The 20,963-nt window shown below is 29.2% G+C and carries 20 protein-coding genes; 18 read left to right on the top strand and 2 right to left on the bottom strand.

Annotation, left to right across the window (positions count from 1 at the left end; genetic code table 11):
* The first annotated feature begins 42 nt into the window (after positions 1-42).
* The 7 genes from B2694_RS05070 (at position 43) to B2694_RS05040 (ending at position 8,096) form a co-directional block, all read left to right on the top strand.
* Entirely contained in the window at positions 43-1,029 is a 987-nt protein-coding gene (locus B2694_RS05070) for a glycosyltransferase family 2 protein (protein WP_346884814.1), read from the top strand.
* Between the two features lie 41 nt (positions 1,030-1,070).
* A complete protein-coding gene (locus B2694_RS05065; RefSeq protein WP_346884813.1) occupies positions 1,071-1,892 on the top strand; it encodes an ABC transporter permease in 822 nt (273 codons plus the stop codon).
* A gap of 10 nt (positions 1,893-1,902) precedes the next feature.
* Complete coding sequence (locus B2694_RS05060) at positions 1,903-3,183, top strand: polysaccharide ABC transporter ATP-binding protein (RefSeq protein ID WP_346884812.1); 1,281 nt, start codon at positions 1,903-1,905, stop codon at positions 3,181-3,183.
* Positions 3,184-3,284: 101 nt separating this feature from the next.
* Positions 3,285-3,620, top strand: coding sequence for a hypothetical protein (locus tag B2694_RS05055; RefSeq protein WP_346884811.1), 336 nt, complete (start codon positions 3,285-3,287; stop codon positions 3,618-3,620).
* A 21-nt stretch (positions 3,621-3,641) separates the two neighbouring features.
* Positions 3,642-4,202 carry a phosphodiester glycosidase family protein gene (locus B2694_RS05050; RefSeq protein WP_346884833.1) on the top strand — a complete coding sequence of 187 codons (561 nt, stop codon included), beginning with the start codon at positions 3,642-3,644 and terminating at the stop codon, positions 4,200-4,202.
* Positions 4,203-4,387: 185 nt separating this feature from the next.
* Entirely contained in the window at positions 4,388-5,617 is a 1,230-nt protein-coding gene (locus B2694_RS05045; RefSeq protein WP_346884810.1) for a nucleotidyltransferase family protein, read from the top strand.
* Between the two features lie 91 nt (positions 5,618-5,708).
* Positions 5,709-8,096 carry a right-handed parallel beta-helix repeat-containing protein gene (locus B2694_RS05040; RefSeq protein ID WP_346884809.1) on the top strand — a complete coding sequence of 796 codons (2,388 nt, stop codon included), beginning with the start codon at positions 5,709-5,711 and terminating at the stop codon, positions 8,094-8,096.
* A 51-nt stretch (positions 8,097-8,147) separates the two neighbouring features.
* On the opposite strand, the gene B2694_RS05035 is transcribed toward B2694_RS05040, so the two are convergent.
* Positions 8,148-8,399, bottom strand: coding sequence for a hypothetical protein (locus B2694_RS05035; protein ID WP_346884808.1), 252 nt, complete (start codon positions 8,397-8,399; stop codon positions 8,148-8,150).
* A gap of 310 nt (positions 8,400-8,709) precedes the next feature.
* Between B2694_RS05035 and B2694_RS05030 the strand changes: the two genes are divergently transcribed.
* The 4 genes from B2694_RS05030 to B2694_RS05015 all read left to right on the top strand — a co-directional run bounded on the left by B2694_RS05030 (position 8,710) and on the right by B2694_RS05015 (position 10,863).
* Positions 8,710-8,940, top strand: a complete 231-nt coding sequence (locus tag B2694_RS05030) for a hypothetical protein (protein ID WP_346884807.1) — start codon at positions 8,710-8,712, stop codon at positions 8,938-8,940.
* A gap of 101 nt (positions 8,941-9,041) precedes the next feature.
* The gene (locus B2694_RS05025; protein ID WP_346884806.1) at positions 9,042-9,983 is read left to right on the top strand and encodes a hypothetical protein; all 942 of its coding nucleotides are present in this window, start codon (positions 9,042-9,044) and stop codon (positions 9,981-9,983) included.
* Positions 9,984-10,088: 105 nt separating this feature from the next.
* The gene (locus B2694_RS05020; protein ID WP_346884805.1) at positions 10,089-10,415 is read left to right on the top strand and encodes a lasso peptide biosynthesis PqqD family chaperone; all 327 of its coding nucleotides are present in this window, start codon (positions 10,089-10,091) and stop codon (positions 10,413-10,415) included.
* Complete coding sequence (locus B2694_RS05015) at positions 10,390-10,863, top strand: lasso peptide biosynthesis B2 protein (RefSeq protein ID WP_346884804.1); 474 nt, start codon at positions 10,390-10,392, stop codon at positions 10,861-10,863. The genes B2694_RS05020 and B2694_RS05015 overlap by 26 nt, the downstream gene beginning before the upstream one ends.
* A gap of 64 nt (positions 10,864-10,927) precedes the next feature.
* Here B2694_RS05015 and B2694_RS05010 read toward each other — a convergent pair whose 3' ends face one another.
* Positions 10,928-12,721, bottom strand: coding sequence for an ABC transporter ATP-binding protein (locus B2694_RS05010; RefSeq protein ID WP_346884803.1), 1,794 nt, complete (start codon positions 12,719-12,721; stop codon positions 10,928-10,930).
* Positions 12,722-12,957: 236 nt separating this feature from the next.
* Between B2694_RS05010 and B2694_RS05005 the strand changes: the two genes are divergently transcribed.
* From B2694_RS05005 to B2694_RS04975, 7 genes are all read left to right on the top strand, one after another.
* Positions 12,958-13,605, top strand: a complete 648-nt coding sequence (locus tag B2694_RS05005; RefSeq protein ID WP_346884802.1) for a hypothetical protein — start codon at positions 12,958-12,960, stop codon at positions 13,603-13,605.
* Between the two features lie 45 nt (positions 13,606-13,650).
* Entirely contained in the window at positions 13,651-14,301 is a 651-nt protein-coding gene (locus B2694_RS05000; protein ID WP_346884801.1) for a zinc dependent phospholipase C family protein, read from the top strand.
* Between the two features lie 239 nt (positions 14,302-14,540).
* Entirely contained in the window at positions 14,541-15,608 is a 1,068-nt protein-coding gene (locus B2694_RS04995) for a nitronate monooxygenase (RefSeq protein ID WP_346884800.1), read from the top strand.
* Positions 15,609-15,740: 132 nt separating this feature from the next.
* Positions 15,741-17,249 carry a DUF1846 domain-containing protein gene (locus tag B2694_RS04990; protein ID WP_035133578.1) on the top strand — a complete coding sequence of 503 codons (1,509 nt, stop codon included), beginning with the start codon at positions 15,741-15,743 and terminating at the stop codon, positions 17,247-17,249.
* 187 nt (positions 17,250-17,436) lie between these two features.
* Positions 17,437-18,825, top strand: a complete 1,389-nt coding sequence (locus B2694_RS04985; protein ID WP_346884799.1) for an MATE family efflux transporter — start codon at positions 17,437-17,439, stop codon at positions 18,823-18,825.
* A gap of 180 nt (positions 18,826-19,005) precedes the next feature.
* Positions 19,006-20,001 (top strand): asparaginase, encoded by a 996-nt coding sequence (locus B2694_RS04980; protein ID WP_346884798.1) that lies wholly within the window; start codon positions 19,006-19,008, stop codon positions 19,999-20,001.
* 111 nt (positions 20,002-20,112) lie between these two features.
* Positions 20,113-20,883 (top strand): copper homeostasis protein CutC, encoded by a 771-nt coding sequence (locus B2694_RS04975; protein WP_346884797.1) that lies wholly within the window; start codon positions 20,113-20,115, stop codon positions 20,881-20,883.
* Positions 20,884-20,963: the final 80 nt, after the last annotated feature.

Genomic DNA, 20,963 nt, shown 5'->3' with positions numbered 1-20,963 from the left:
TAGAATAAAGATGTATATATGATAGATGGGAGGTTGTAATAGTTGGTAGATATATCAATAATAGTTCCTATATATAATATTGAAAAATATTTAAAAAAATGTATAGATTCAATATTAGCTCAAAGGTTTAAAGATTTTGAATTAATACTTGTAGATGATGGATCAACAGATAATTGTGGAAACATATGTGATAAATATTCTTTGAAGGATAATAGAATCAAAACTATACACAAAGAAAATGGTGGATTAAGTTCTGCAAGAAATAGTGGAATCGATATTGCAAAAGGAAAATATATTGGATTTATAGATGGTGATGATCATATTCATCCAGATATGTATAATATTTTATTTGAAAACATTGTGAAATATGATTCTGACATGGTAATGTGCAATTTTCAATATGTGAATGAAAATGATAAAGTCAAAGTTAATAGTGAAGATGGAATATTTAAAATTAATCATTATGATAAAATTGAAGCGTTAAACATGATTTATTCCGAAGAATCAATCAAATTTATAGTAGCTTGGAACAAACTTTATAAGCGGGAATTATTCTCTGATATTAGATATGAAGTAGGAAAAGTATGTGAAGATGAATTTGCAATTCATAAATTGTTATATAAATGCAATGTAATTACATATATAGATTTACCAATGTATTTTTATGTTCAAAGTAATAATAGTATAATGAGAAAAAAGTTTAATGTGAAAAGATTAGATTCTATTGAGGCATTAAAAGATAGAATGAAATTTTTTAATAATAACAATGAGGAAATATTGTATAGGAAGACTCAAGATTTATACGCCGGAGTTTGCATATCTCAATATATAAAAGCAAAGAAAGAATTAATAGAAATCGACAATAAATTAAAAATAATAAAGAAAGATTTTCATAAAAATTTATTAAGTTTGTTAAATAATCCTTATGTCAATTGGAAAACAAAAATACTGTGGATTATATTTGTTATAAATCCAAGCATCTATGACATTATAAAAAGACATATGTGTAGTACTTATAGAAAAACATAATCCGAAAAATATATAATTTTAGTAATAAGGAGGGAAATAGTATGAATGAAATTACAATAATTACAAGTCAGCCATCTCATAAAAAGAGATTGAAAGAACTGTGGAAATATAGAGAAGTTATAACATTTTTATCATGGAAGGATATTATAGTTAGATATAAACAAACTGCACTAGGGGTACTTTGGGCTATTTTTCAGCCAATATTTTCAATGATAATCATGACCTTTGTATTTGGAGGATTAGCAAATATGCCCTCAGAGAATGGGATTCCTTACGCAATTATGGTGTATTCAGCGCTTTTGCCATGGAATTTTTTTTCTGCAGCATTCAATGGTGTATCTAATAGTCTAGTTAATAATGGTCATATGATAAAAAAAATATATTTTCCAAGGCTCACTTTACCTATAGCTTCTGTGGTTACAGCTTTTATAGATTTTGTTATTTCATTACTAGTTTTATTAATTATAATGATTTTCACTGGATACTTACCACCAATAAAAATATTGTTATTTCCATGTTTTATTATTTTAGCTTTCATAATAGCCTTAGGGTTTGGCTTATTTTTTTCCACACTTAATGTAAAATATAGGGATATAAAATATATAATTCCAGTAATATTGCAATTTGGCATGTATTTATCTCCAGTTGCATATACAAGTTCAGTGATACCAACCAATCTAAGATTAATATATTCAATTAATCCATTAGTTGGAGTAATTGAAGGATTTAGATGGTGCATAATATCATCAGCAAGGATATATGTTCCAGCATTAATTTTTTCAATTGTTACTGCATTAATAGGATTAATATTAGGAGTAAAATTTTTCATAAAGTTTGAAGATACTTTTGCGGATGTAATTTAGGAGGATTTATATGGTTCAGGAAGTTTTGAGGGTTGAAGGGATTGGCAAAAAATATAGGTTGTTATCTAATCAAGATAAAAGTGATACTTTTATAGCTGTTCTTTTAAACTCTATTAAAGGAGCATTTAGTAAGAAGAATAAAATGTCATCTGGTAATGAGTTTTGGGCATTGAAAGATATTAATTTTACAGTTAATAGAGGTGAAAGAATTGGAATAATTGGGCATAATGGAGCTGGAAAATCTACTATTTTAAAAATTTTTTCTAGAATTACACTTCCAACGGAGGGAGAAATTAAAATAAAAGGTAGGATTTCTTCTCTTTTAGAAATTGGAACAGGTTTTAATCAAGAATTAACAGGAAGAGAAAATATTTATTTAAATGGGTCTATCTTAGGCATGAAAAAAAAGGAGATAGAGGCTAAGTTTAAGGATATAGTAGCATTTTCAGAAATAGGTGAATTTCTTGATACACCAGTAAAAAGATATTCAAGTGGAATGCATGTAAAGCTTGCATTTGCAGTAGCAGCTCACCTTGATCCAGATATTCTTATAGTTGATGAAGTATTGGCGGTAGGGGACATGAAATTTCAAGAAAAATGTCTTGGAAAGATGGAGGATATAGCAGATGGGGGAAGAACAATACTTTATGTAAGTCATAGTATGAGGACAATACAACAGCTTTGTAGTAGGGTAATAGTTTTGGACCATGGGAAAATTATCTTTGATGGTGATGTAGATGATGGAATAAAAGTTTATATGAATAATAATTTTAATACTACCCCATTAGTGAATCTTGAAAACCAAAAAAGGCAATCACATATTATGCAAAGTGCCACTATTATAAGCACACAAATACTAAATAATAAAGATTGTATATTTAATTCTAAAGAATCTATTACCTTTAAAATGAAATGGAAAGCTTGTAAAGATTTGTTTAATTTAAGACTGAGGGTTGAAGTCTTATTTTCAGATAATACACCAGTTGGTGTAAGCTATTCCAAGCCCTTTGTAAATGCAAAATCAGGTATCATGTATGATGATATATTTAATTTGGATACAAGTACACTTGCCCCTGGAAAGTATAGTGCTATATTACTATTAACACAAATGAATGAATATGGTTCATATACCGACGTTGATAGAGTAGAAAGAGCATTGAATTTTGAAATCATCCCTGAAGAAAGTGAAATAGAAAAAATAGCTTGGACTCATCGTTGGTGGGGTCATGTATCATTACCAGAGGTTAAGAAAGTTAGTAATATAAATGAGAAAATGACTAAAATAATATAAATAAAAGGACTAATTAGTTTTAAATTAATTGGTCCTTTTGTTTATAATTAATAATAACTGTACATATTTATATTAGTATAAGTAATACAAGGGGATATATTATGAATGAGAGAAACTCAAAATTATTAAGTAATTTAGCTGTTAGAAAAATTATTATAATAATATTATCTGCTATTTTAATAGGTATAATATTATTTTTAGTTGCTAGTTTATATAATTATACGGAATTAAATAGTGAAGTTATTTCTCAGATAGAGCTAGATGAATTTCCATCTGATACCTATATTAAAATAGATAATGAAACAGGCATTAGAAAGTATGGATCGCCTACAATAATGATTACTATTGAGCCTATTGTAAAAACAAATCCAAACCTTACATATTGGATTACAACAGTAAAAATAAAAAATCAAAGTCAGCTTAATTCTGCCTTTTAAGGAGACAGTTTTTCCTTAAATATAAAAGAGAAAACATCTTCTATAGCCAACAGACATAATGCCATTCTTGCTATTAATGGTGCTGCTTCCGGATTTAATACATCAGGATATGTAATTAGAGATGGAGTAGTGTACAGAGGTACGGATCTAGATTGTGCTCCTCTGGTTATAGATAAAGAAGGTCACTTTAAAATATATGAGTATGGAAAGAAGAATGCAGAAGAATTATTGAGTTTGGGTGCAAGACATACCTATGACTTTGGTCCAGATTTAATTAAAGATGGTAACATTGTTGAATATGGAGATACATGGTATAAGGAAGATGTGCAACCACGTACAGCTATTGGTCAAAAAGGACCATTGGAATATGTAATAATTGTGGTTGATGGAAGAAGCACTAAGTCACAAGGCATGAGTTGTTATGATTTAGCGATTGAATTTCAAAAGATAGGTTGTAACTTTGCATATAACCTAGATGGCGGAGGCTCCTCTACTTTATATTTTAATGGTGAAGTTATAAATGAACCTTCAGATTTTAATGGAGAGAGAAATATTTCAGATATATTATATTTTATAAATTAAATTTAGAGTTATTCAACTAAGGTTGGATAACTTTTTTTAGAGGGATATATGTGACCATAAAGAATAAATTTATTTACATAATATGTAAATATGTTACAATTATTATATAATACATATATTAACATAAATTCAGGGTAAAGGTGAATTGTAAAGGTCATAAATTAAATATAGTTAGGAGTGTAATTATGGACAGTACACAGAGTCAATTCATAGAATTATTGTCTCATTCAATAAGGGGAAAAACAACATATAAATTATCTGATAACGTTAATTGGAATAAAATAATAAATATAGCCCAATTACATAAATTGGAGGGAATAATTTATTCTTTTTTAAGTAAAAAAGACATGATTTCACATCTAGATTGTGAAGTGCTAAAAAAGCTTCAGATATCAGTATTTCATACTGGAACAAAACAACTGAGAAATATATATAATTTAGCTAAAATATTTAGTAGGTTTGATGACGAAGAAATTCCTGTAATTGTATTAAAGGGACTAGTGGTAAGGAATTTTTATCCTCACCCAGAACAAAGGGATATGAATGATGCAGATATATTAGTTCATAAAGAAGATTTGGAAAAGGTTAAATGTATTTTATTAGACCTGGGTTATAGCCAATTAGAGGATCATGTCGCATCTCATCATATAGTATTTTATCATTATACTTTTCCTATTATAGAAGTACACTGGCATATTGTTAAAAGAGATGGATTTAGTAGTAATCTTGATAAATTTGAAGAAGACGTATGGAGTAATTCTATAAAAGTTAATGTAGGTGACTCAGAAGTAAGATCTCTTTGCTATGAAGATTTAGCTTTACACTTATGTATGCATATGGCATCTCATTTGACTGCTAATGGATTTGGGTTAAGACAGCTTTGTGACTTAGTATTATTAGTAGAAAATAAGGGAAATGAAATTTCATGGATAAGCTTCTTAGACAAATCCAAGAAATATGGTTTTGAAAAGTTCAACATTATAATTTTTTTATTATGTAATAGATTATTTCACATGAAAGTTCCTAATGAATTAATAAATATTAAATTAGATGAAGAAAAATATATTAATTTTCTCATAGATGAAATATTAAAGGGTGGAGTTTATGGAAAAAAAGATGTGGTAAATTCCTTTAGTAATCAAATTGCTTTTAACTATGAATGTAAAGATAATAATGCCACTTTAGGAGCCATAAAGAGATACATACGTTTTATGTTCCCTAGGGTAGAATATATGTCAGATAAATATAACTATGCGAAGAAATATAGAATATTAATCCCTATAGTATTGGTTCATCATTTAATAGCAGGTTTGTTTAGAAAAGAATATTCCTTCATTGATAAGAGTAAGTTTATAATAAAGGGAGCTTCTATTTCTGCAAAGAAAAATAAATTACTGAAATGGATGGAATTATAGGGTATAGAATTATATCACTAATCCCAATAATTGAATATTATATTATAGGACAAGTCTATAATATAAATTAAAGTCTAAAGGGAGAAGAGATATGAGTAGTACAGTTACTATAGAATATAGAGATAATGAGACTAAGGCATTAATATACTCTAAAGATATTTATGAAAATGTAAAGACGGGATTATATATATACAAAGCTAAAGATATTAATGGATATACTCCAATAAAAGGCACTATCTTTTTATTTGTGATTTTCTTCATAAAAAATTATACTATAACATTTTATTATAATAAGAAGGATATACCAGAACCTGTTTATGGATGTATAGAAATTAACTATATAAATATTGATACAAATGAAAAATTAATACCTTCTATTAATATAGAGAATATTGATATGGGAGAATATAGTTTTGAAGCAAAGTCAATAGAAGGTTATGATCTAATTACCGATAGTAAAGTAAAAGTAGTATTAACTATAGAAAATCCCAATGTAGTTATAGATTTCAAGTATAGGAAGAAGGAAAGTACTGAGTATGTTATTGATTTGAAATATTTTAATATTAAGAATGATGGAACTTCACCTATAGAAACATCTAAAGGTATTAATAAAGCCTTAGAATTTATATCCTCGTCACTAAAGTATAAAAAGATAATCTTTCCAAAGGGTATTTATTTAATAGATGAAAATAATCCAATAGTAATTAAATTAAAAGATATAACTATAGATTTAAATGGTTCTACTCTAAAAATTAACAGTAATGCACTAGAAAAATATTCTATTGTTAGCTTTGAAGATGGAGCGGAAAACCTTATATTTACTAATGGAATTTTAGAAGGAGATAAAGAAACCCATGATTATATTACAGTACCAGGAACTCATGAGTGGGGATGCGGATTAGTAGTAAATGGTGGTTATGATTGTATTATAGATAATATTTCAGTGATCAATGTACCAGGTTATGGTGTTGCTACTAATAGCGGTAACAATAAAAATAGGTATGATACTGTTTATGTAAAAGATTTTCAGATTGGAGATATAAATCTAAAAGGAGAAATTATTGAAAGTAACATTGTTTCTAGGACTAAAGCTTATAACATTTCAGCTTGTAACGGGAAATTTGAGTTTGGATATACTTTAGGATATCAAGGGTATCCTTATATAAAGCAACCTCAATATATATCTTATTTCTATGATAAAAATAATCAGTTTATTTCTTCAGAGAAGTGCATTCAGTTTAGAAAGGTTATTATACCAGATGGAGCAGTCTATGTGAGATTTGTATTTCCACAGATAGATATAGCTAGTAATTTAGGCTATGTAGGCTGGATTAGCAATTTTGAGCCGCCTACTAATATAATTTTAAGGAATTGCACCATTTCAAATAATAGAAGTTTAGGAATTGCATTTTGTGGAGGTCAGCAATGGACTATAGAAAATAATATTTTTGAAAATAATGGAGGTCAAGCACCTGGTTATGCTATTGACTTTGAAGATGGATGGGAACTAATGCAGGATATTAAAGTTGAAAATAATAAATTTATGGGAAATAAATCAGGAGATATAGTTACTTGTGCAGGAGATAATATTATATTTGAAGGAAATGAATTTACGGGAATGGTATATATGTGGGGAAGAACAACTAATTATAAATTTGTTAAAAATATATTTAAATCTAATTCTGTAACCTATGAATATTCATCTAAAATTGAAAGTAAAGAAAATCAGTTTGTAAATAGTAATTTGAGATTACAACCAAGAAATACTACAGTGACTGAAAGACCTTATGTTTATGGAGAAACCTTCACAAATAGTAGTATTGATAGAATGACTGAGGAAGATATAATTTTGAACTCAATAGTTACTAGTGATGGAACTATAAATGTGAGAATTGTTGGGAATTTAAAAGATTGCAGTTTAAAAATGAAACAATGCTATTTAAGTGCTGAACTTAATAGTTGTATTATTGAAGATAGCATTTTAACAGTACTATTAAATGCTTCAATGAATGAATGTATCATTTCTAAGTCTATAGTAAGAACTCATGGAAATACAGGGACTATTATTTTTAATAAATGTAAGATGGTGGATTGTAACCTTCTTACTCAAACATGGGGAAGTTCAACAGTATTAGAGATTGAGAATAATATTATAGAAATGAGTTCTTCATCTGATAATTTGATAAAGCTGTCAGCAGGAAAAATGAAAAACCTTATATTTAATAATAATGAAGTTAATAATAGCAGTAGTAATTCTGTTTTTAATCTGTTTGATACCACCTATAGTAATCCTAATGGAAAAGTTACCTTAAGAGAAAACGTATTTAACCAAAACTCATCTCCGTATATTTTTAGTGGAACTACAATAAAGAAAGGATTATTTCAATTTGATGATATTCGAAATACTATAAATGGAAACGCAAAAATTCTAAATCCAATATATTTTAATAATGAATATTTTGTAATTTATACCGAATAAATAAATATAGATAAGAAGGCATAGGCTTTCTTATCTATATTTATGTTTAACTTATGATGTTGGACTTTGAGGATCTGGAGGAGTTGGTTGAATTTTTTTTGTACATTTTCCATATCCAGTACAAAGATCTAGGCTAAGTAGTTCATAATATTTACAATCTCTTTCCCAAGTTAATGGACAATCATTGCCTGCACCAGCAGGATTTTTACATGCACCTATAAGTGGGTTCCAAAATGTGGGGTTTGTATCTTTAGTTTCAGTAACACTTAAATTTGTTAATTCTGGTTTGTTCCAAGTTTTCATCTTTTCACCTCCCTACTATGATATATTACTATAAAAGTAAATAAATGTAAATTGATTATATAAATAATTATGATAGATGTTAAAGAATAATGCTAGTTTTGTTAATTTAAAAATAATAGTTTATTAAATATATTACATGAAGTAATTAGAAAAAAATATGTAATGAATAACAGATTTCATGCAAAGATTTTTATCAAATATAGGTCTAAATAATAAATTCATCTATTGAATCTTAAACAACAAAATGGTAAAATTATACATATAAAATGATATATGTATTTAGGTGATATTTAAATAGAAGGAGGAAAAAATGAAAATAGAGTGGAAGAAACCAATATTATCACAATTAGCTACTAGTGATACAAATGAAACTGAATATATTGATTTTTGTAATTGGCAAGAACCAATGAGTATTAAATTTAATAATGAAGATTACACTAATCCTAATATTCAACCTGCTGACCATCCAGATTGGGTGTGGTGTTACAAGCATAATAGATGGCATCCTAAAAATCATGGAAGTGCACCAAAACAATCATAATTTTTGTCCAATATACCTATATCAAAATAAAGCTTGATATAGGTATATTGGTTTAAGAAAATATTAGAAACATAGAATGTCAGAAAGGAATCAATGAAATTATGTATATAGATAAAAAATATTTCTATAGAGTATATGGACTTAATATAGATTCTAATATAGAAATTCTAGAATTCCCTAAAAGAAATGAAAACTTTAAAGATAAAGACATTGTAACTATATTATATGGACAAACTCCCAATAACATTTTAGAAGAAATTAAAGAGGGAAAAAGTATTCATGTAACAAAGGATCATGTTTGGTTTCATATAGAACATGTGGCTACTTATTGTATTGAAAATGGAAATACTGTGATAGTAGATCCCTGTGAGGATTGTGATAAAAGTCTTATGAAAGTTTATATAATGGGAAGTGTCTTAGGTTTTCTCCTACTTCAAAGGGAGTCAACAGCTATCCATGGAGGCACCGTTGTAATAAATGGAAAGGCTATTATATTTACAGGAGAAAGGGGGGCTGGAAAGTCAACATTGACTACAGCCCTTGTAAAAAGAGGCTATAATTTTGTAGCAGATGATGTAGCTGCATTAAGTTTTGATAATAAAATAGTCATTGAACCAGGGTTTCCTTACCATAAACTATGTTTTGATGCTTTAGAGAACATGTATTATGTTAAAGAATCTTATTCTTGCTTTCATGCTGATGGAAAGATAAAGTATATAGTTCCAGATTTTCATGGGTTTTCTAAAGAAAAGTTTCCACTGACAGCAATTTGTGAGCTTGATATAGGTGAGGTTGATAATGTGAGAGTGGAAGAGGTAAGGGGAGGAGAAAAGCTTAATAAGATTATTAAAAATATATATAGAACTGAATATATAGGATCTATGGGAGGTATGACTCCTAAGTATTTCAAAAATTGTATAGAGATTGCCCAAAAAGCTAAGTTTTATAGAATTACAAGGCCTAGGGATAAGTACACAGTGGATAATCAAATAGAAATTATTGAGAGTTTATTTAAAGAGAAAACAGTGTTTAAGGCTATGTAAATTCAAAAGTTTATTCATATTAATAATTGGAGTTATAGTTACATTTATATATATCATAATATTGTATGGGCTAAATTTATAATTATATTTGAGAGGATGAGAGATATGGAAATTAAAAAACTTAAAGTTAAATCTGCTGAAATTAATGGAAACTTGGAGATGACGCTAAATTCTAAGATTACAAGAAATTCTGATATTGATGCTACAGATTTAGATGGGGAAGTGGTTATGATGAATTTAGAAAAAGGTCAATATTTTATGATGAATCAGGTTGGAAGTAGAATTTGGGAGATAATTAAAGAGCCTTCTACTGTTAATAATATTATTAATACATTGCTTGGAGAGTTTCAGGTTGAAAAGAATCAGTGTAAAGAAAATGTAGAAGAATTTTTAGGAAAACTTAAAAATGCAGACCTTATCAGTATTAACTAGAAAGATTAGAACCTTTGCTACTTTAGATGGGAGTATTAAGTTAAGATTTCTAGAAGCTTATATATATACAGGAATATATAGGATTTTAATAATCTTTGTACCTTTTAATAAACTTAGGAAGAGAATGGGTAATGTAAAAGAAGAGTCGCCTGGTGAGGTAGATATAAATTCATATAGAATAGCGAGAGACATAAGGTGGGCAGTTATTAATTCTTCACGATATACGCCATGGGAAAGTAAGTGTCTTGTCAAAGCCCTTACTGCACAAAGAATGATGAGAGGAAAGGGAATATCAACTACAATGTATCTAGGGGTTAAAAAGAATGAAAAAAATGATATGGTAGCACATGCATGGATACGATGTGGGTCTTACTTTATTACAGGTGGAGAAAATAGAAGTGGATATGTAGTGGTAGCTAAATTTTCAACTTTGGGATGTAAAAGATGAATTAGTGTAAAATATGAGTAAAGCCACCTATGAAATCCCCCAAAAGATTTCATAGGTGGCTTATTTATTGATTTACTGCAGTTTCTAGTATAACTTTATTCTCAATCTCTTTAAGAGTTCCTTTTTCGAGTTTTAATATTCTATCACAGATAGATAATGCAGAAGGTCTATGGGTTATTATAATACAGGTTGGTTTATGGTCTAGTTCTTTTATTGATTTAAGGACGTTGAGTTCTGTATCAACATCTAAAGATGAAGTTACCTCATCTAGGATTAAAATTGGTCTTTTTCTTAGAAGAGCTCTTGCTATGGCTAGCCTTTGAGCTTGCCCTTCTGAAACTCCACTACCTTTTTCACCTATTAAGGTATGAAAGTTATCTTCTAATTTATTTATAAACTTCAAGGCATAAGCTGCTTTTGCGGCTTCTTCAATGTCATCTATATTAGCATCATCTTTACCGTAGCGAAGATTATCCTCTATGGTTCCAGAAAAGAGAGTGTTTCCTTGAGGCACATAAGAAATAAGTTCCCTATGATTTCTATTTAAAACTATTTCATCATTGTTTCTTATGTTATAGCTTCCTAGGGTAATTTCTCCTTCATTACAATGAATAAGCGATAGTAAAAGTCTTATTAATGTTGTTTTACCTTCTCCAGAGGGACCAATTAAGGCTATAATTTCTCCAGGAGCTATGTTAAAGGTTACACTATTTATTACAGGGTTTCCTTCATTATAACTAAAGGATACATTTTTAAATTTAATATAGGGAGACTTAAATGATTCGGGAATGCTTGGGATATTGACATCTTCAAGAGCGATTTCTTCAATCTCCATAAGTCTTTCAGTAGCTGAAATACACCCTATAAGGGCTGGGAAAGTGTTAGCAAGTCCAGAAATAGGACCTTGAATATTACTGTAGAGTTGTATCATAGCGGTAAAAGTTCCATAGGTTCCTAATCCTTTTGAAATGTTTAAAGCACCCCAACAAAATATAGAGAAATAAGCAATGGTAGAACAAAATCCCATGGACATTCCTGAAAGAACACTAAGTTTAGTATTTTTCATAGCTAACTCATATTTGTTTTTTTGTATTAGATGAAGTTTATCTACATTAAGTTTCTCCATACAAAAGGTTTTAACTATCATTAAGTTTTGAATGGATTCTTGAATGAAAGAGCGATATTTTATATCTTCTTCTTGTATTTCTTTATATAATTTTTTTAATTTTCTACCAAAGGAACGACTAATTAAAAGTAATATAGGACCTACTATTACTGCTACAATTGCTACGGATGGAGCAAAATAAATAAGAGTAGAAAAGGAAGCTATAAAGGTTACTAGCAAAGATATAATGCTAGGAATAGTACCTAATATTGTTGAAGATATTGTTCCTACATCCGAGGTGATTCTAGTAAGCAAGCTAACACTGTGAAATTTTGATTGTTCAATCCATTCACTATAAATAAGATGTTTATAAAGCTTGCTTTGCATACCTTGATTGAGTTTAGTAGATGCCCTAGTACTCATAAATGAGGTAATAGGGGATATGAGCATTCTTCCAAACATTATAGTGGCCATTACAATGAGCCATTGAATAACCGTTGAAGTTTTGCCACTAATAGCAGCATCTATAAGAGATTTTGATATTATAGCATTATAAACTCCAATTAAAGATAAAGCAGAATTAATTATTATTGTAGAAATAAAAAAAGGAACAATAGGTTTACATTGAGAACTAATCCATTTCATTTTTGCCCAGAGATTTCTAAAATCTTCTTTTGACTCCAATTTTATATATTTATTTAATTTGCTTATTCTAATATATTTAAGATATATATCCTTTATTGAATTATTCATATAGTCCTCCTATAGATTTTATTTTTATATTAAAGAATTAAATATACTTCAATGGGACAATACATAAAATATGGATATAAATGTAATAATATGGTAACATAACTAAGCTAGATTTTCAACTTATAAAAAGTTTCTGAAAAATGAAATTTATTGTAGATAAATGGAATTGAAAACGTTATAATATTTATTAAATAACAAATTTTAAAAGATACAGTAGAAAAGGGGAGAATAATCAAATGAAATTAGGGGATTACTTATGGGGAGGTTTATTACTTTTATGGGCTGCAGTTTTAGTAGTTCCAACAACTAGAGAAGTATTTATGTCTATGACACAAGCATATCCATATATAAGTGGCTTTTTTAAATTCTTTGTTTTAGCTACCATGGGAGACATGTTGGGAGCTAGAATTTTACATGGACAGTGGCAAAAGACTAAAGGATTAATTTTTAAAGCAATTATATGGGGAATAATTGGAATGATGATAACTTTAGCCTTTACACTATATTCAGAAGGAGTGTTAGCTGCACAAGATATAGGCAGATTACCTTTCCATGGCTCAAAGTTTGGACATGCATTTTTAACAAGTGCTATGATGAATATTACTTTTGCACCCTTTATGTTTTTATTTCATAAGTTTTGTGATTTATATATTGATGTTAAATATAGAGGGATGAAAAAGGTAACTATAAATGATTTGGTTAAAGAAATCGATTTTAATATGCTCGTAGGTTTTAGTATGTTAAAAACAATTCCATTTTTCTGGATTCCATGTCATACCCTTGTATTTTTAATGCCACCACAGTATAGAGTAGTTGCTTCGGCTTTCTTATCAATAGCTTTAGGTCTTATGATGGCTATAGCCAAAAAGTCTAAAAAACTATAGTTAATGAACAAGAGGTCATAGGATAGTACAAGAAGGAGGAGTTTAATGGCAACTTGGATAGCTCATCTTAGAATTGCAGAAAATATATTGAAGCATATGGATGATTTAGATTCTATAGCATTTATACTTGGAAATGTTGGTCCAGATTCTGGAGTTCCGAATGAAGATTGGAGTAGCTTCAATCCACCAAAAAAAATTACTCATTGGATTAATGAAGAAAATAATATAGATGCAGAGAGGTTTTTTGATAAGTATATAAAAAATAATTTCATGGAATACTCAAAATATTCTTATGTCCTTGGATATTATATACACTTGCTTACAGATATTGAATGGTCTAAATTTTTCAATGAAAAAAAGAATAATGCTTTATATAATAAAAAATTAAAAGAGGATGCAAGTTTTATTTGGACCATAAAAAAGGATTGGTATGGATTAGATTTTTTATACTTAGAAAAAAATTCTAATTTTATTTTTCATACTATATTCAAAAATATAGATCAGGTACCGGATTATATAGATTATTTTCCTAAAGGGGCTTTAATGAAGCAAGTTAAGTATATAACAGAATATTATTTAGGAGATAATGAAGAAACTAAGGAGAATTTTATATATCTTAATGAAGAGGAAATGGATAAGTTTATAGATGATACTTCTAAAAAGATAAATAGTATTTTAAAAGGCAAAATTCAATAAATAAAGAAAAATATTAAGAATAAGAACTATACATATGATTTTATGTTATAGTTCTTTTATTTTTGTATTCCTTTATAAATATAATAGTAGATTTTTTATGAAGAATGAGTTAATTATATATATTCCACTAGGATACTTATTGCATCAATTATTAAAATGGCTTATAATAAAATAAACTTTGACTATCAAAGTATTTGAAATTCAAAGTAAAATATCTTAATTTGAAAGGTAGTGTTTTTATGAATATAAAAGGTCTTAATATAGGAAATATATTTGTACCTATGCCTATAATTCAAGGTGGAATGGGGATAGGAGTTTCTAGATCAAAACTTGCATCAGCAGTGACTAATGAAGGAGGAATCGGAGTTATATCTGCAGCACAAGTAGGATATGATGAAGAGGACTTTGAAAGTAATAATTTAGCTGCTAACATTAGAGCATTAAAAAAACAAATTTTATTAGCAAAAAAGGCTACTGATGGAGGAGTTATTGGAGTTAATATAATGGTCGCTATGAATAATTATAAAGAGCATGTTAAGGCAGCCATAGAAGGTGGTGCGGATATTATAATTTCAGGAGCTGGAATACCAATGGAATTACCAAATTTAATCAAAGGTTTTTCAGTAAAAATTGCACCAATAGTATCTTCTTTAAAGTCAGCCAAAGTTATTTTCAAGCTTTGGGATAGGCATGATAAAGTAGCCCCTGACATGGTTATAGTTGAAGGACCAAGAGCAGGTGGACATTTAGGATTTAAAAAAGAAAATATAAATATGACTGAAAAAGCCTTTGATAAAGAAGTAGTAGATATAATTAATGAAACTAAAATTTATGGAGAAAAGTATAATAAGGAAATTCCAGTAGTAGTGGCTGGAGGTATATACGATGGAAAAGATATAGCTAAATACCTAAAACTAGGTGCAGATGGAGTTCAAATGGCAACTAGATTTGTAGCAACAGTAGAATGTGATGCATCAGAAAATTTTAAGAAGGCTTATGTTGATTCAAAAGAAGATGATATAGTTATAGTAGATAGTCCTGTAGGGTTACCGGGAAGAGCTATATGTAATCCCTTTGTAGAGAATACTTTTAAAGGAAAATTGAAGGTGGAAAAATGCTATAGATGTATATCTCACTGTAATCCAAAAGAAACTCCTTATTGCATTAGTGAAGCACTAATAAATGGTGTTAAGGGAAATATGGATGAAGCTTTAGTATTTTGTGGAGACAATGCCCATAGGATAAAAAGTATAGTTACAGTAAAGGAATTAATGGAGGAGTTAAAAGCAGAAATTTTAAAAGCATAAAATCCAGAAATAAATCATAAACATCAAATTTAGAATTAACAAAAAAATTAAAAATTTTTAATTTAGGTTTTACTAATGATGAAAATATGTAATAATAATATGTATGTTTTATTATTAGGATGAGGTGTAAAGATGAAAATTGGATTTGATCATGAGAAATATCTGGAAGAACAATCAAAATATATTTTAGAGAGAGTAAATAATTATGATAAGCTTTATCTTGAATTTGGAGGAAAACTATTATTTGATATGCATGCTAAAAGAGTTTTGCCAGGCTTTGATGAAAATGCAAAAATAAAGTTACTTCATAAGCTTAGAGAAAAGGCAGAAATAATTATCTGTGTATATGCTGGTGATATTGAAAGAAATAAGATAAGAGGCGATTTTGGAATTACATATGACATGGATGTACTAAGATTAATTGATGATCTTAGAGGATATGATTTACAGGTAAATAGTGTGGTTATAACTCGTTATAGTGGTCAACCAGCTACTAATATCTTTATAAATAAATTGGAACGTAGAGGTATTAAAGTTTATAAGCATGAAGCTATTAAAGGGTATCCTACAGAGGTTGAAACTATCGTAAGCGACGAGGGCTATGGAAGGAATCCATATATAGAAACTACTAAGCCAATAGTAGTAGTAACAGCACCAGGACCAGGAAGCGGGAAATTGGCTACTTGTTTAAATCAATTATACCATGAGAATAAAAGAGGAAATGCTGTTGGATATTCTAAATTCGAAACTTTCCCTGTATGGAATGTGCCTTTGAAACATCCTTTAAATATTGCCTATGAGGCAGCTACTGTTGATCTTAAAGATGTAAATATGATAGACTCTTTTCACTTTGATGCATACAATGAGGTTGCAGTAAACTATAATAGAGACATTGAGATGTTCCCAGTTATAAAGAGGATTATTGAGAAGATAACTGGAAAAGAATCTATATATAAATCACCAACAGATATGGGAGTTAACAGAGTAGGATTTGGAATTACTGATGATGAAGTTGTTAAGGAAGCTTCTATACAGGAGATAATTAGAAGATACTTTAAAACTAGTGTTGAATATAAAAAAGGATATGTAGATGCAGAGGTTTTCCAAAGAATTAAAATAATTATGGAAAGTTTAAATCTTAAACCAGAGGATAGAAAAGTAGTCATTCCTGCTAGAGAATATTCTAGTAAGCTTAAATTAGAAGCAAACAAAAATGATGCTTGTCCTGTGGTAGCCTTAGAACTTGAAGATGGTACTGTTTTAACAGGTAGAAGTTCAGAGCTAATGGATGCATCTTCAGCTGCTATTTTAAATGCAGTAAAGTACCTAGCTAACATATCTGATGAGATTCATTTAATTTCACCAGTGGTATTAGAACCTATAAAAAGTTTGAAAACCAATGCTTTAGGAAGTAATAATACATCTTTAAATTCAGAAGAAATACTGATTGCCCTTAGCATTTGTGCTGCTACTAATCCTATGGCTCAAGTTGCTTTAGAAAAACTTATAAAGCTTAAAGGGTGTCAAGCTCACTCTACTACTATTCTAAGTACTGGTGACGAGCAAATATTTAGAAAACTGGGTATAGATGTTACTTGCGATGCTGAGTATCCTTCACAAAATTTATTTTATAATATGTAATATAATATAAATAAAAATAAATGAACAGTGTATATTGATGATGAATTTAAAGTCATAAAATATACACTGTTTTATTTAGAAGAAAATATATTTCGACATCCTAAGTTTTTTATAGAAATTAATAGTATCAATGGTATATAATATATATTGTAGTAATAAGAAATTTAAATGTGATTTAGGAGGGAACATGGTTAAGAATAAAAGAAATTTTATTTTGAATGATAACTTATACAAAGTAATAGGTGTCTTAGCAATTCCTATTATGATAAATAATTTAATACAAACACTATATAATTTAGTTGATGGACTATGGGTAAGTAAAATTGGATCAGTAGAATTTGCAGCTACAGGATTTGTTTGGCCAGTTAATTTTTTATTTATATCTATCGGAATGGGCTTATCTATAGCAGGTACATCTATCATTTCTCAGTTTATAGGAGCTGATAAATATGAAGAGGCTAATAAGTATGCAAGTCAGCTTTTGGTAGTATCTTTTTTATCTTCAATACTATTTGCTATAGTAGGATATATAATATCTCCCTTTGTTGTAAGGTTAATGGGAGGGACAGGGGAACTCGCAAGAAATAGTATAATATATCTAAGAATTACCTTTTTAGATATGCCTTTTATGTTTTTATTTTTTAACTTTAACTCCATAATGAATGCAGAGGGAAATACAGTATTTCCAACTGTCCTTAGTGCAAGTAGTGCAGTTCTTAATATGATTTTAGATCCAATATTTATATTTACATTTAATATGGGAATCGCAGGAGCAGCTATAGCAACTCTATTGTCAAAGGCTGTTTTAGCAATAGCTGGAATCTATGTATTAATGAGAAAATCATCTAAGGTAAGACCTTCTTTTAAGAACTTTAGATTTGATAGAGAAATAATTAAGAAAATCATTTCAGTTGCCCTTCCATCTTCTATTGGACAATCTGGTTCAGCCTTAGGATTTATGGCTTTAAATGGTTTTATAGTATCCTATGGCACAGCTACACTAGCAGCTTTTGCTATGGTAAATAGAATTACATCTCTTGTAATTCAACCAGCCATGGGAATTGGAGCAGCCCTTACATCTATTATAGGTCAAAATCTAGGGTGTAACCAACTTAAAAGAGCCAAGGAAGCCTTTGTAAAAGCTATAAAGCTTACCATCGGTTTTTCTGTCTTAGGGTTAATTGTCTTATTAGCTTTTGATAAACAAATTATAGGTTTCTTTATGCAGTCTAAGGACGACATGATGGTAATTTCAGAGGGGATAACATATTTGCAATATATAGCATGGTCTATGCCACTTATGGGTATATTCAGTGTATTGCAAGGGGTATTTCAGGGATCGGGTCATACTAGATATTCTATGGAGATGGAAGTGGGAAGACTTTGGTTTGTGAGACTTCCTATGATATTACTATTTAAAAATTTTACAAATATAGGTTCTGCAGGCATATGGTTTTCTATGAGTTTTAGCAATCTTATAATATGTATTTTTGGGTATATAATGTATCGCAAAGGAGCCTGGGAGAAAAATATAATTCATCATAAGGATTGTAGAGAATTGAAAGAGGCAAATTAAAGGAATCTATGGATGAAATCAGAATTAATGTTAAAATATACACATGGGATAAATAATATCCTATGTGTATTTAATATATAGTATTGTTTTTACTTGTCTATATTATTGATAGTGTTTTAGAAGTTAATCACTTTCATAAAATTTTGTGCATTGAGCACAGCGAAAGGAATGAATGTTATTATGGATGAGATTTTAATTGAAGAATATAGGGGAGAACTTTTAGAATGTGTACATAGAGGATATATATGTTGTGTAAATGAAGATGGACAGGTTGTTTACTCTATAGGTGATCCTGAATTTGTAACTTATATGAGATCATCAGCAAAACCAATACAAGCTATTCCATTAATAAAGAGAGGCATTGATACAAAGTATAATCTTAGTGATAAAGAAATTACAGTTATGACTGGCTCTCATAGGGCAGAACCATTTCATGTTACGGCATTAGAATCTATAATGGATAAAGTCCAGATAGCTGAAGAAGAACTTATATGTTTACCTACATATCCATTATCAATGAATGCTAAAGAAGAAATACTAAGAAATGGTGGAGAAAAGAGACGAATTTATCACAACTGTTCAGGAAAACATATGGGAATTTTAACTTTATGCACTGATATGAACTGTGATAAAAGGGAATATTGGAATATTAATAGCCCAGCACAACAGGAAATTCTTTCTCATATTTCAATGATGTCTGAATATCCAAGAGAACAGATAAAAATTGGTACAGATGGATGCGGGGTTCCTGTATTTGCAATGCCTATGAAAAATTTAGCCATGGCTTATATGAAGATGGCATGTCCTGACACTATTGTGGATGGGTTAACACGAGATTCAGTAATAAAGCTTACTAAATTAATGAATGAAAATTATGAGATGGTTTCCGGTACTGATTTAATATGCTCATTACTATTAATGGATGATAATATAGTGGCAAAGGGTGGAGCAAAAGGAGTATATTGTTTTGGACTTAGAGATGAAAGACTTGGATTTTCAATTAAAATAATAGATGGATCAGAAGAAGAATGGCCGTTAATTGTAGCGTCTATATTAGAGCAGATTAATTATAAAAATAAAGAAACTATAGATAGACTAAAAAGGGTATTTCCAAGGGTCATTGTTAATGATAATAATAAAGAAGTAGGAGAAAGTATTGTAAGATTTAAGCTATAGCAGATCAACCTATTTTAAATATTAAGTTTACTTAGATAGTTATATATTAATATGTAATTATTTGTAGGAAGTATATTACATATTAAAAGGTTAGTATGGGGGTAATTGATAATGAAAGAAAAGGTTTTAGTTGAGATATGTTGTGGTTCACTAGAAGATGTTATAATGGCTAAAAAAGCTGGAGCTCATAGGGTAGAGTTAAATTCAAATATGTTTTTGGGGGGGATAACACCATCAATAGGTACTATTGAAGAAGCTAAAAAATCAGTAGACATTCCTATTATGGTAATGATAAGACCGAGAGGAGCTGGATTTTGTTATTCTGAATATGAAATTAAAACCATGGAACGAGATATGGAAGCAGCAATTAAAGCTGGTGCTGATGGGATAGTATTTGGAGTATTACGGGAAGATGGTACTCTTGATGTAGAATTATGCAAAAGATTTATGGATATTATAGGAGATAGAGAAGCTGTATTCCATCGTGCTTTTGATGTAGTGAAAGACCCCTTTAAAGTATTGGATACCTTAGTTGATTTAGGTGTAAAAAGAATTCTTACTAAGGGACAAAAAAACACAGTGGAAGATGGAGCAGAACTTTTAAAAGAGTTGATAAAGTATAGTAATGGAAAAATTGAAATACTTCCAGGGGGGGTAAGACCTCATAATGTAAAATGGATGCTCGAAACTTTGAAGTTTAATCAGCTTCATGTAGCCTCTTTTACTAGAAGAAAAGATCATTCAACCCAAAGCAATCCAGAGGTTTACTTTGGAAGTCCTCTAAATCCAAAAGAGATTGACTATGATATAGCCAATTACGAATATTTAAAAGAAATGTGTGAGAATATAAAAACTATTACTAAAGCTAATTGTATAAAATAGATAAAAATTATTTTTAACAAAGGTTGTTTCATGATAAATTTGAGACAACCTCTTTTTGCTTTATAGGAAATTGCTTTGTT

The sequence above is a fragment of the Clostridium sp. UBA4395 genome, from assembly GCF_002390995.1.
Taxonomy (GTDB): Bacteria; Bacillota; Clostridia; order Clostridiales; family Clostridiaceae; genus Clostridium_J; species Clostridium_J sulfidigenes.
This window is presented reverse-complemented; position numbering and strand designations above follow the sequence as displayed.